General features: G+C 67.0%; 12 protein-coding genes. 1 reads left to right on the top strand and 11 read right to left on the bottom strand.

What is annotated here, in order from left to right; genetic code table 11:
• The first annotated feature begins 25 nt into the window (after positions 1-25).
• Positions 26-946, top strand: coding sequence for a LysR substrate-binding domain-containing protein (locus EHF44_RS05910; protein ID WP_124682898.1), 921 nt, complete (start codon positions 26-28; stop codon positions 944-946).
• A 103-nt stretch (positions 947-1049) separates the two neighbouring features.
• Here EHF44_RS05910 and EHF44_RS05905 read toward each other — a convergent pair whose 3' ends face one another.
• The 11 genes from EHF44_RS05905 to EHF44_RS05855 form a co-directional block, all read right to left on the bottom strand.
• Positions 1050-1793: an ABC transporter ATP-binding protein gene (locus tag EHF44_RS05905; protein WP_124682897.1), complete on the bottom strand. Its 744-nt coding sequence runs from the start codon at positions 1791-1793 to the stop codon at positions 1050-1052.
• Positions 1794-1802: 9 nt separating this feature from the next.
• On the bottom strand, positions 1803-3650 hold the full coding sequence (locus tag EHF44_RS05900; RefSeq protein ID WP_124682896.1) for a branched-chain amino acid ABC transporter ATP-binding protein/permease: 1848 nt from the start codon (positions 3648-3650) through the stop codon (positions 1803-1805).
• A 3-nt stretch (positions 3651-3653) separates the two neighbouring features.
• Positions 3654-4706, bottom strand: coding sequence for a branched-chain amino acid ABC transporter permease (locus EHF44_RS05895; protein ID WP_124682895.1), 1053 nt, complete (start codon positions 4704-4706; stop codon positions 3654-3656).
• A 173-nt stretch (positions 4707-4879) separates the two neighbouring features.
• On the bottom strand, positions 4880-6028 hold the full coding sequence (locus tag EHF44_RS05890) for an ABC transporter substrate-binding protein (protein WP_124682894.1): 1149 nt from the start codon (positions 6026-6028) through the stop codon (positions 4880-4882).
• A 311-nt stretch (positions 6029-6339) separates the two neighbouring features.
• Positions 6340-7098 carry a sulfite exporter TauE/SafE family protein gene (locus tag EHF44_RS05885; protein WP_124682893.1) on the bottom strand — a complete coding sequence of 253 codons (759 nt, stop codon included), beginning with the start codon at positions 7096-7098 and terminating at the stop codon, positions 6340-6342.
• A 77-nt stretch (positions 7099-7175) separates the two neighbouring features.
• Positions 7176-7676 carry a hypothetical protein gene (locus tag EHF44_RS05880; protein ID WP_253699990.1) on the bottom strand — a complete coding sequence of 167 codons (501 nt, stop codon included), beginning with the start codon at positions 7674-7676 and terminating at the stop codon, positions 7176-7178.
• A 332-nt stretch (positions 7677-8008) separates the two neighbouring features.
• Positions 8009-9052, bottom strand: a complete 1044-nt coding sequence (locus EHF44_RS05875; protein ID WP_124682891.1) for a branched-chain amino acid ABC transporter permease — start codon at positions 9050-9052, stop codon at positions 8009-8011.
• Complete coding sequence (locus tag EHF44_RS05870) at positions 9052-9936, bottom strand: branched-chain amino acid ABC transporter permease (RefSeq protein WP_124682890.1); 885 nt, start codon at positions 9934-9936, stop codon at positions 9052-9054. The genes EHF44_RS05875 and EHF44_RS05870 overlap by 1 nt, the downstream gene beginning before the upstream one ends.
• 159 nt (positions 9937-10095) lie before the next feature.
• Entirely contained in the window at positions 10096-11304 is a 1209-nt protein-coding gene (locus EHF44_RS05865) for an ABC transporter substrate-binding protein (RefSeq protein ID WP_124682889.1), read from the bottom strand.
• Between the two features lie 101 nt (positions 11305-11405).
• Positions 11406-12137: an ABC transporter ATP-binding protein gene (locus EHF44_RS05860; protein WP_124682888.1), complete on the bottom strand. Its 732-nt coding sequence runs from the start codon at positions 12135-12137 to the stop codon at positions 11406-11408.
• Positions 12134-12907, bottom strand: a complete 774-nt coding sequence (locus EHF44_RS05855) for an ABC transporter ATP-binding protein (protein ID WP_124682887.1) — start codon at positions 12905-12907, stop codon at positions 12134-12136. The genes EHF44_RS05860 and EHF44_RS05855 overlap by 4 nt, the downstream gene beginning before the upstream one ends.
• Positions 12908-12945 lie beyond the last annotated feature (38 nt).

Below are 12945 nucleotides of genomic sequence, written 5' to 3'. Positions count from 1 at the left end.
TTACCAAAGATCATGCTCGGCGGCTATGCGTATACGGTCTCCTTCGATGTCGGAACTGCACGCGTTTGCAACGGCCGCGCGGCTGGGCAGCTTCACGCGGGCGGCTGAAACGCTGTGCGTGACCCAGGGCGCCATCAGTCGCGCCATCGCCCGGCTGGAGGCCCATTTCGGCCAGCCGCTGGTCCATCGCAATGCCCACCGCCTGACGCTAACCGAGGCGGGGCGCGCCTATCTGGACGCCATCGCCGATCCGCTGGCCGCCTTGGAGACCGCCAGCGCCGCCATGTTCGGCGAGGATCGGCGCCACCATCTGACGCTTTCCGCCGTGCCGACGCTGGCCAGCGTATGGCTCGTGCCCCGCCTGCCCGACTTCCATCGCCAGCATCCGGACATCCAGCTGGACTTCGTCCCGTACCGCCGCGAGGAGGATTTTTCGGGTGCCCGGCCGGACGCCGCCATCCTGACCGGCGAGGCCAGCCAGTGGTCAGGCTGGCAGGTGGATTACGTGATCGGCCGCGAAATGGTGCCCATCTGCCACCCCGCCCGCGCCCACGCACGGCAGGCCGCGCATCTGTGGAAAACTCCGGCCGACCTGATGGCCGAACCGCTACTTTTCCACACAACTGCCCCCAGGAACTGGCAGCACTGGCTGCAGGCCGCGGGCGTACCCGATGCTGCGCCCACCCTGGCGCGCGGCTTCGACCAGGTGTCGATTTTGCTGGAGGCCGTGAAGGCCGATATGGGCGTGGCCGTTTTGCAGCGATGCCTTGTCAGGGATGCGTTGCAGGCCGGTCAGGTGGTGGCGCCGTTCGACCTGCCCATCACGCTGAGCCGGGGATATTTCCTCTGCGCGCCGCGCGAAAAGCGTGACCATCCGGCCCTGGCGGCCTTCCGTTCCTGGCTGCTGGGAGTTGCCGCCACCGATATCGCCGCACTGATGCGCTGAGGCTTATCCACACTGTGGATAAAAGTGTGAACAAGATCGGCTGCATGAATAGAAAACGGCGCCAAGATGGCGCCGCTATTTTCATGACGTATACGTAGCCGGTTCAGGCGGCCCGTTTCGCCAGCCCTAGGTACGTTTCGATCACCTTCGGGTTGCTGGCCAGCGCGGACGCCTCGCCTTCCATCGCCATGTCGCCGGTCTCGATCACGTACCCGTAGTCCGCCACCTGCAGCGCGGCCCGGGCGTTCTGCTCGATCAGCAGCGTCGCCACGCCGGTCTGGCGCAGGTTGCTGATGATGTGGAAGATTTCCTTCACGATCAGCGGCGCCAGGCCCAGGCTGGGCTCGTCCAGCATCAGCAGTTGCGGCTTGGCCATCAGCGCGCGGCCGACGGCCAGCATCTGGCGCTCGCCACCGGAGAGCGTGCCGGCTTCCTGCCGCGCCCGCTCCTTCAGGCGCGGGAACAGCGCGTAGACCACTTCCAGCTGGTCCAGGTAGTTGCGCTCGCCGGCGCGCTTGCGGCGGAAGGCGCCAAGCTGCAGGTTGTCCTCGACGCTCATCGTCGCAAACAGCTCGCGCTTCTCGGGCACCAGGCACATGCCGCGCGCCACCCGCCCTTCCACGGGAATGCCGGCCATGTCGTGCCCCAGGTATCGCACGGTGCCGCTGGCCGAGCCACTGACGGGCAGCGCGCCCATGATCGCGTTGAGCATCGTCGACTTGCCCGCGCCGTTGGGCCCGATCACGGTGACGATCTTGCCGGCCTCCACCTTCAGGCTGGCGCCGTGCACCGCCTCGACCTTGCCGTAGCGGACGTGCAGGTCGCCCACCTCCAGAATCAGACTCATCTCCGCTCCTTACTCCACGCCGCCCAGGTACGCTTCCAGCACGGCCGGGTCCTTCTGCACGTCGGCCGGCACGCCCTCGGCGATGCGCGTGCCGAATTCCATCACCACGAGCCGGTCGGTCAGGTTCATCACGAAGTCCATGTCGTGCTCCACCAGCAGCACGCTCATGCCTTCGCCGCGCAGCTTGCGCAGCAGGTCGGCCAGCGCCTGCTTTTCCTTGTAGCGCAGCCCGGCAGCCGGCTCGTCGAGCAGCAGCAGCGCGGGGTCGCAGCACAGCGCGCGGGCGATCTCCAGGATGCGCTGCTGGCCCAGCGCCAGGCTGCCGGCTTCCATGTACATCGCATCGGCCAGCCCCACGCGCTCCAGTTGCCGGCGTGCCTCGAACAGCAGCTTCTGCTCCTCGGCGCGGTTCATGCGCAGGATGGCGGCCGATACCCCGCCCTGCGCGCGGAAGTCGCCGCGCAGGTGGGCGCCGATGGCCACGTTCTCCAGCACGGTCATCGTCGGCAGCAGGTGCACGTGCTGGAACGTCCGGCCCACGCCGCGCTTGACGATCTCGCGCGACGGCAGCCCCGAGATGACCTCGCCGCGATAGCGCACTTCCCCGCCGGTCAGCGGCAGCACGCCGGTCACCAGGTTGAACGTGGTGGACTTGCCCGCGCCGTTCGGCCCGATCAGCCCGATGATCTCGCCCGCGCGCACCTGGAAGCTCACGTCGTTGACGGCCACCAGCCCGCCAAACTGCTTGCGCGCGGCGCGTACGTCGAGGATCAGCTCGCCGGCCGCCGGCTTCTTGCGCACTGGCAGCGGGTCGGCCTGGGTGGGCGCCAGCACCGGCGGCCCGGACGGCATCAGCCGGCGCAGGAACGGCCAGATGCCGTCGCGCGCGTACTGCAGCAGCAGCACCAGCAGCACACCGAACACGATGATCTCGAAGTTGCCGGTGCTGCCCAGCAGCCGCGGCAGCAGGCCCTGCAGCACGTCCTTGAGGATGGTCAGGATGCCAGCGCCCAGCACCGCACCCCACACGTGGCCCACGCCGCCCACCACGGCCATGAACAGGTACTCGATGCCGTAGTTGAGCCCGAACGGGGTGGGATTCACCGCGCGCTGCAGATGGGCGTACAGGAAGCCCGACACGCACGCCAGGATCGCCGCCACGACGAAGATCACCACCTTCATCCAGGCCGTGTTCACGCCCATCGCCTCGGCCATCGTGCCGCCGCCCTTGAGCGCGCGGATGGCGCGCCCGGGCCGCGAGTTCAGCAGGTTCTGCATGGCCACCACGGCCAGCAGCACCACGGCCCAGATCAGGTAGAACATCGACCGCCCCGACTGCAGCTCGATGCCCAGGAACGACAGCACCGGAATGCCGTTCAGGCCGTCGTACTTGCCCAGGAACTCCAGGTTGCCGAACAGGAAGAACAGCGACAGGCCCCAGGCAATGGTCGCCAGCGGCAGGTAGTGGCCGGACATCCGCATCGTGATGAGCCCGATCACATAGGCCGACGCCACCGTGATCAGCAGCCCCACCAGCAGCCCGAGCCAGGGCGACAGTCCGAACTGCGTGGTCAGGTACGCGGTGCTGTAGGCGCCCAGCCCCACGAACGCCGCCTGCCCGAACGACGTCATGCCGCCCACGCCCGTCAGCAGCACCAGGCCGATGGCCACGATGCTGTACAGCCCGATGTAGTTGCCCAGCGTGATCCAGAACTCGGGCGTGGGCAGCACCGGCAGCAGCGCCAGCACCGCCACGAACACCAGCGCCACCACGCGGTTGCGCGCGGCCCCCGCCACGCGCGGCGTGGCCTGCGCGGGCACGTCCTTCTGCAGCGGCTTGTTGGTCAGCATCGTCATGGCTTACTCCTCTTCCTCGACGTGCTTGCTGGTCAGCGACCGCCACAACAGCACGGGAATGATCAGCGTGAAGACGATGACCTCCTTGAACGCGCTGGCCCAGAAGGACGAATACGACTCCAGCAGCCCCACCAGCAGCGCACCCAGCGCCGCCACCGGATAGCTGGCCAGGCCGCCGACGATGGCGCCCACGAAGCCCTTGAGCCCCACCAGGAAGCCCGACTCGTAGTAGACCGTGGTCAGCGGCGCGATCAGAATGCCGCACAGCGCGCCCATGGCCGCCGCCAGCGTGAACGACAGCCGCCCGGCCTGCGTGGTGCCGATGCCCACCAGCCGCGCGCCCAGCCGGTTCACGGCCGTCGCGCGCAGCGCCTTGCCCTGCAGCGTGCGCTCGAAGTAGAAGTACAGCGCGGCAATCAGCAGCCCGGACACCGCCACCACCCACAGGCTCTGGCCAGACACGCTCAGGCTGCCCACCTCGAAGCGCGCGTCCGAGAACGGGTTGGTACGCGACCCTTCTGCGCCGAACATCACCAGCCCCAGCCCCACCAGCGCGAAATGCACGCCGACGGACACGATCAGCAGCACCAGCGTGCTGGCCTCGGCCAGCGGCTGGTAGGCCAGCCTGTAGAGCATGGGCCCGAGCGGAATCACGATCAGCAGCGTCAGCGCGATCTGCGCCGCCATCGGCAGCGGCAGGCCGCCGTACTGCTGCACCAGCACGTGCACCGCGCCCGGGAACAGCAGGTACTTGCCGGCCAGCACCAGCACCCGGCGCGGCGCGGTCAGCCGCAGCTCGGGGCTGCGCAGCACGGCCACGCCGTCGTAGAGAAAGGTCAGCACGCCCATCGCCAGCAGCAGCCACGTGGTCTGCGGCGCGTGGCCGGCCTGCATCGCGGCCAGCGTCAGCGCGCCATAGGCCACGAACTCGCCCTGGGGAATGAAGATGACGCGCGTGACCGAGAACACCAGCACCAGCGCCAGTGCCAGCAAGGCGTAGATCGCGCCGGAAGTGATGCCGTCCTGCGCCAGGATGGCGGCAATCGAAAGGTCCATTGTCTGCCCGTGTGATGTGCGGATTCGCGGTGCCAGCTTATCGGCTGCGCCGCACGGTGCCTAGGGACGGCGTGCGGCAGCGGAGGCGAAAAAAAGGCGCATGGATGTCCATGCGCCCTCCGTGTGCTGCGTCTGCCCTGCGCGGCTCCCGCGTGCCGGTGATGAACGCCGGCTTACTTCTGCAGCTTCCACTTGCCATCGACGATCTGCACCATCACGCGCGCGCGCTGGTCCATGCCGAGGTGGTCGGTGGGGCTCATGTTGATGATGCCGTGCGATACCGGCAGGTTCCGCGTCTGCTCCAGCGCGTCGCGCAGGGCCTTGCGGAATTCCCGCGTGCCGGGCTGCGCCTTCTTGAGCGCCTCCGGAATCGCGTTCTGCAGCAGCAGGCCGGCATCCCAGGCATGGCCGCCGAAGGTGGACACCTGCCCGCCGAACGCCTTTTCGTAGGCCGTCTTGTACGTCATGGCCGGCTTCTTGACCGGATTGCTCTCGGGCAGTTGCTCGGCCACCAGCAGCGGGCCGGCCGGCAGGAACGTGCCTTCGCAGTCCTTGCCGCACACGCGCAGGAAGTCCGGGTTGGCCACGCCGTGCGTCTGGTAGATCTTGCCCTTGTAGCCGCGCTCCTTGAGCGCCTTGACCGGCAGCGCCGCGGGCGTGCCCGAGCCGGCGATCAGCACCGCGTCGGCGTTGGCGCCCATCATCTTGAGCACCTGGCCGGTCACCGAGTTGTCGGTGCGCGCAAAGCGCTCGTTGGCCACCACCTTGATCTTGCGCATTTCCGCCACCTTGGCGAATTCCTGCGCCCAGCTATCGCCGTAGGCATCCGCAAAGCCGATGAACGCCACCGTCTTCACGTTGTTGCTGGTCATGTGCTCGGCCAGCGCGGTGGCCATGTGCGAATCGTTCTGCGGGGTCTTGTAGACCCATGCGCGCTTGGCGTCCATCGGCTCGATGATGCGGGCCGAGGCGGCCATCGAGATCATCGGCGTCTCGCTCTCGGCGGCCACGTCCACCATCGCCAGCGAATTCGGCGTGACAGTGGAGCCCACCACCACGTCCACCTTGTCCTCGCTGATCAGCTTGCGCGTGTTCTTGACCGCCGTGGTCGTGTCGGTGGCGTCGTCGAGCACGATGTACTCGATCTTCTTGCCGGCGATTTCCTTGGGCAGCAGCGTGAACGTGTTCTTCTCGGGGATGCCGAGCGACGCGGCCGGCCCGGTGGCCGAAACCGTGACCCCGACCTTGACCTGGGCGCTGGCCGCACCCGCGAACAGGCTGGCGGCGGCAAGCGCCAGCAAGCTGGCGCGCTTGAACGTCATGACTTGTCTCCTTCGATTCCAAAACGGAAAAAGGCACCCGCCGGCTTCCGGCCGGCGGATGCCTTCAGTTTGTTTGTCGGCCCGCTCTGGCAGGCTCTCTGGCGGATGCAGCGCTGGCATCCGATCTGGTCGGGCACCTCGAAGTTCGTCCCGTTATTTTCCCGTCCTGCGCCGTTACCCCCGGATTGCGCAGTTCATTCGCCGACCGCTCGGTCGGGAATGCGAATCGAGTCTAACACAGCGATGTGATACGAAAAGGCGGGATTAACCCGCAGCGGCACGGGCGCAACAGGCAAGGGTTTCCCGGCGCGCTAGCGCAGGAACGCGTCGTAGGCCGTCTTGACGATCAGCGCGCTCACCACGGCGATGAACACCTTGCGCACGAAGCGGCTGCCATGGCGCAGCGCCAGCTTGCTGCCCACCTGGCTGCCGGCCACGTTGGCCACGGCCATCACGATGCCGAGCTGCCACCAGACGTGGCCCTTGGCGGCCAGCAGCAGCAGCGCCGCCAGGTTGGTGGCCAGGTTGACGATCTTGGCCGACGCCGACGCATGCAGGAAGTCGTACCCGAACACCCGCACGAAGACGATCATCAGGAAGCTGCCCGTGCCGGGGCCGAACACGCCGTCGTAGAAGCCGATGGCGGCACCGGCCAGCAGCGCGGCCAGCCGTTCGCGGCCGCCCGACAGCGCCGGCGCGTGGTCGGTGCCCAGGTCCTTCCTGGCCACCGTGTAGGCCAGCAGCACCAGCAGCACGAACGGCAGCGCCTTGCGCAGCGGCTCGGCCGGGATCATGGTCAGCGTCCACGCGCCGGCCATCGAGAAGATGAACGCCGCCAGCGTGGCCGGCCCGGTGGCGCCCCAGTAGATCCGCACCTTGCGCGCGTAGCGCAGCGCCGCGTTCGACGTGCCGGCCAGCGACGCCACCTTGGTCGTGCCGATCAGCGTGGCCGGCGACATGTTCGGATAGGTCGAGAACAGCGCCGGCACCTGCACCAGGCCGCCGCCACCGGCCACCGCGTCGATCAAGCCGGCCAGGAAGGCGGCCGCCGCCAGAAAAACGAACTCCATGGATCTACCGTGCGAGGGGGTGAAAGGTCAAAGGGGATGGGCCGGAGCAGGACGGTCGATGACGATGCCGGGCCCGGTCAGCCGAGCTGCTTCGGCGTCGGCAGGAGGCTGCGGGTCCAGAGGCCGTCGGCATCGCGCCGAAAGCCGTCGGGTGCTTGCGCGGCGTCGGCCACCAGCGCCGGGGCCAGCCGGATATGGCGGATGCCATGGGCACGGCACCAGTCGGCCAGTTCGGCGCAGCAGGCGTCGCGCCATGCTTCGGCGGCTTCCGCCGGATCGGCGGGCGGCCACCATTCGGCCACCATCGCCACCCACCCGCCCAGCGCCAGGCTGTGGACCAGCGTGACCGGCATCAGGCAGACCGGCTGCCCGGAACTGGTGCGACCCACCAGGCACAGCCCCTCCCCGCCCTGCGCCAGCAAGGCGTCGAGCGACAGCCGCCGGGCGCGCGCCTCGGGCACCGGCAACGGCGCGCGGGCCTGCAGCCAGGCGTCCAGCAATGGACCGTCGGCGCCAGTCGCGGGATGTACCCGATACGGCACTTGATGGGATGGGGAAACGTCGGATGGGGTGGACATGGCCGGGCCGGAAGATGCAGCCGGGCATTGTCGCACGCGGGCTGGCGGCCGGTCATGCCGAAGATGCATCGGCGGCACATGCGCCGGAGGGGCGGCGATGCGGGGCGCCGGAAATGAAAAAGGCGTTGCCAGGGATCACCCAGCAACGCCTCTTTATCGTATTGGCTGCTGCTACCCGACACCGGGTGCGCGCCTGTCGTCTCCTCGCTTCCGCCTCCAATTAACCTGCGAAAACCGTATATGCAATGTAACGAAGCGGTGCGTATGAAACAAGTCAGCAATAACCCTAGCCCCAAAATCGGGCATGTCGCCCCATCTTCACTCGCGGCCGGCTACTTGTGGCCCGGCTTGCGGCTGGTCAGGGCGATCAGCTCGCCCATGATGCCACGCCGGAACGTCAGCACGCAGATCACGAAGATGATGCCGGTCACCATGGTCACGGACTCGCCCAGCGAATTGAACCAGGACACGCCAGTCAGGTTGGCCAGGAAGGCGCCGATGTCGCCGAGCTTGTTCTCCAGCGCCACGATCACGAACGCGCCGACGATCGGGCCCGACAGCGTGCCCAGGCCGCCCACCAGCGTCATCAGGATCACCGAGCCCGACATCGACCAGTGCACGTCGGTCAGCGTGCCAAAGCCCAGCACCAGCGCCTTAATCGCGCCGGCCAGGCCCGACAGCGCGGCGGATATCACGAAGGCCAGCAGCTTGAAGCGGTCCACGTCGTAGCCCAGCGAGATGGCGCGCGGCTCGTTCTCGCGGATCGCCTTCAGGATCTGGCCGAACGGCGAGTGCACGGTGCGCACGATCAGCGCGAACGCAGCCACGATGATGACCAGCGCAACGTAGTACAGCGTCATGTCGTCAGACAGCGGCAGCACGCCGAACAGCTTGCCGCGCGGGACGCCCTGCAGCCCGTCCTCGCCGCCGGTGAACGGCGCCTGGAGGCAGACGAAGAACAGCATCTGGGCCAGCGCGAGCGTGATCATCGAGAAATAGATGCCCTGGCGGCGGATGGCCAGCCAGCCCACCACGAGCCCGATGACCGCGCCGGCCAGCGTGCCGAACAGCAGGCCCAGCTCCGGCGTCACGCCCCACACCTTCATTGCGTGGCCGGCCGCGTAGCCCGCCCCGCCGAAGAATGCCGCGTGGCCGAACGACAGCAGCCCGGTAAAGCCGATCAGCAGGTTGAACGCGCACGCGAACAGCGCAAAGCACAGCACCTTCAACACGAACACCGGATACGCCCCGGCCAGCGGCGCCACGATCAGCCCCAGCAACAGCAGGCCGTACAGCACCTTCTTCTGCACGCCCGTCCCTTCCCTGAAGCCCTTGGCCTCGACTGCCACGGCAGTCTGTCCCGTCTGCCCGCTCATCACTTTTCCCTCCCGAACAGCCCGGCCGGGCGCAGCATCAGCACGATCACCATGATGAAGAACACCACGGTCGACGATGCCTCCGGATAAAACACCTTGGTCAGCCCCTCGACCACGCCCAGCCCCAGGCCGGTGATGATCGATCCCATGATCGAGCCCATGCCGCCGATCACCACCACCGCGAACACGATGATGATCAGGTTCTGGCCCATCAGCGGCGACACCTGGATCACCGGCGCCGCCAGCACGCCGGCAAACGCGGCCAGCGCCACGCCGAAGCCGTAGGTCAGCGTCACCATCAGCGGCACGTTGACGCCGAACGCCTCCACCATCTTGGGGTTCTCGGTGCCGGCGCGCAGGTACGCGCCCAGCTTGGTCTTCTCGATCACGAACCACGTGGCCAGGCACACCACCACCGACGCCGCCACCACCCACGCGCGGTAGTTCGGCAGGATCATGAAGCCCAGGTCCGTGGCGCCCTGCAGCGCGTCCGGCGGCGAATAGGGCAGCCCCGACACGCCGTAGATCGACCGCAGCACGCCCTCGATGACCAGCGTGATGCCCAGCGTCAGCAGCAGGCCGTAGATGTGGTCGAGCTTGTAGATCCAGCGCAGCATCGTCTTCTCGATGATCACGCCAATCACGCCCACCACGATGGGCGACAGCGCCAGCATCACCCAGTAATTGAGTCCGGCGTATTCCATGCCCGCCCAGGCCAGCACGGCCCCGAGCATGAACAGCGCGCCGTGCGCGAAGTTGATCACGTTGAGCAGGCCGAAGATCACGGCCAGCCCCAGGCTCAGCATCGCGTAGAAAGCACCATTGACCAGCCCAAGCAGCAGCTGGGACAGCATGGCGGGTAGCGGAATTCCGAAAATGTCCATGGGCGTCGATTGCCTGTCTGTTTCTCCCCGCGCCCTGAGGGCGCGGGGTCGGGGGCGAGGGCCGGCGGCTCAAATGGCGACAAGTCGCACCCAGACCGCCCTGCCCTCATCCCCAGCCCCTCTTCCGCGTGGCGGGAGAGGGGAGCCACACCTCACGCCTTACTTCTTCAGCACCGAGCACTTCGACTCGGCCACGGTGGTGAAGGCCTGGTCGCCCGGGATCGTGGTCACGACCTTCATGTAGTCCCAGGGCTTCTTGGAGTCGGCCGGGGCCTTGACCTGCATCAGGTACATGTCGTGCACGTAGCGGCCGTCGGCGCGGATCTGGCCCTTGCTGTAGAAGTCGCTCAGCTTCATCTTCTTCAGCTCGGCCATGACCTTGTCCGGATCGTCGGTCTTGGCGGCTTCCACGGCCTTCAGGTAGTTGCTGACCGACGAGTAGTCGGCGGCCTGCAGGCTGCTCGGCATCTTCTTCATCTTGCCGAAGAACCGGTTGGCAAACTTGCGCGTGTCGTCGTTCATGTCCCAGTACCAGCTGTCGGTCATCAGCAGGCCCTCGGTGTTCTTCAGGCCCAGGCTGTGCACGTCGTTGATGAACATCAGCAGGCCGGCGATCTTCATGTTCTTGGTGATGCCGAATTCCTTGGCGGCCTTGATCGAGTTGATCGTGTCGCCGCCGGCATTGGCCAGGCCCAGGATGTCCGCCTTGGACGACTGCGCCTGCAGCAGGAACGACGAGAAATCAGACGCCGACAGCGGATGGCGCACCTGGCCCACCACCGTGCCGCCGTTGGCCTTCACCACGGCCGCCGTGTCGCTTTCCAGCGAATGGCCGAACGCGTAGTCGGCGGTCAGGAAGAACCACTTCTTGCCGCCCTGCTTGACCACCGCGCTGCCGGTGCCCTTGGCCAGCGCCACCGTGTCATACGCGTAGTGCACCGTGTACGGCGAGCATTCCTCGTTGGTCAGGCGTGCCGTGCCGGCGCCGATGTTGATGTAGACGCGCTTCTTTTCCTGCGCCACCTTGTTCATGGCCAGCGCCGTGGCCGAGTTGGTGCCGCCGATCAGCACGTCCAGGCCCTGCTGGTCCATCCATTCGCGCGCCTTCGACGCGGCGATGTCGGCCTTGTTCTGGTGGTCGGCCGAGACCAGCTCGATCGGCTTGCCCAGCACCTTGCCGCCGTGGTCCTCGATCGCCATCTTGATGGCTTCCAGGCCGCCCGGGCCGTCGATGTCGGCGTACAGGCCGGACAGGTCGGTGATGTAGCCGATCTTGACCGTATCGTTGGTTACCTGCGCCGAAGCGCTGCCCGCGAATGCACCAAGGACAGTTGCCGCCACTGCGACGGCCAGCCGAGTCATCTTCATGTTGTGTCTCCTGAGTTGCGGCGGCGCGCTGCGCCACCCGTTCCTGCCAATCGTTGACGACGACAAATCGTGCGACCCTGGCGCGGGATGCGCGCAGTGGGTCAGACCCCTAGCAGTTCATTGAGCACAGGCATCTTGGCCTGCAGCTCGCTGGCGGCAAAGCGCTCGACGATGGCGCCGTGCTCCATCACGTAGAAGCGGTCGGCCAGCGGCGCGGCAAAGCGGAAGTTCTGCTCCACCATCACCACCGTGTAGCCCTTCTTCTTGAGCATCAGGATCATCCGCGCCAGCGCCTGCACGATCACCGGCGCCAGCCCCTCGGATATCTCATCGAGCAGTAGCAGGTTCGCGCCCGTGCGCAGGATGCGGCCCACGGCCAGCATCTGCTGCTCGCCGCCTGAGAGCCGCGTGCCCTGGCTCTGCCGGCGCTCGCGCAGGTTCGGGAACATCTCGTAGATCTCGGCCTCGCTCATGCCCGGCGTATCGCCGTTGCCGGACCCCTTGAGCACCGGCGGCAGCAGCAGGTTTTCCTCGCACGACAGCGACGAGAAGATCGCGCGCTCTTCCGGGCAGTAGCCAATGCCGTAGTGGGCAATCTTGTGCGTGGGCAGGCCGATGGTTTCCTGGCCGTTGACCTTGATCGATCCCTTGCGGGTGCCGGTCAGGCCCATGATCGCGCGCAGCGTGGTGGTGCGCCCGGCGCCGTTGCGGCCCAGCAGCGTGACCACTTCGCCACGGTTCACGGTCAGGTCCACGCCGTGCAGGATGTGCGATTCGCCGTACCAGGCGTGCAGGTCCTTGATTTCCAGTGCGGGAGTGTTGGCCGTCATCAGTGCGCTCCCTGCAGTTCGGCGTCGACGGTGCCCATGTAGGCTTCCATCACACGCGGGTCCTTCGACACGTCGGCGTACGGCCCCTCTGCCAGGATGGCGCCGCGCTGGAGCACCGTGATGGTGTCGGCAATCGACGACACCACGTTCATGTTGTGCTCGACCATCAGGATGGTGCGCCCGGCCGATACCTTCTTGATGAGCTGCGTCACGCGGTCCACGTCCTCGTGGCCCATGCCCTGCGTGGGCTCGTCCAGCAGCATCAGCTCGGGCTCCATCGCCAGCGTGGTGGCAATCTCCAGCGCGCGCTTGCGGCCGTACGGCAGGTTGACGGTGGTGGTCTCGGCGAATTCGGTCAGGCCCACCTGGTCCAGCAGCTCCATGGCGCGCGCGTCGAGCACGTCCAGCGACCGCTCGCTGCGCCAGAACTGGAACGCGGTGCCCAGCTGGCGCTGCAGCCCGATGCGCACGTTCTCGCGCACGGTCAGGTGCGGGAACACGGCGGAGATCTGGAACGAGCGGATCACGCCGCGCCGGGCAATCTGCGCGGGCTTCTCGCGCGTGATGTCGACGCCGTTGAAAAGGATGGTGCCCGTGGTGGGCTCCAGGAATTTGGTCAGCAGGTTGAAGCAGGTGGTCTTGCCCGCGCCGTTGGGCCCGATCAGTGCATGGATCGAGCCGCGACGCACGCGCAGGTTGACGTCGCTCACCGCCGTGAACCCCTTGAATTCCTTCGTGAGGTTCTTCGTTTCCAGGATGATTTCCTGAGTCATAGTCTCCTGCCCGCCCTCTTGCTGCATGCCGGGTTGTG

It is taken from the genome of Cupriavidus pauculus, assembly GCF_003854935.1.
Lineage (GTDB): Bacteria > Pseudomonadota > Gammaproteobacteria > Burkholderiales > Burkholderiaceae > Cupriavidus > Cupriavidus pauculus_C.
The sequence above is the reverse complement of the archived record's forward strand: the minus strand, read 5'-3'. Positions and strand labels throughout refer to the sequence as shown.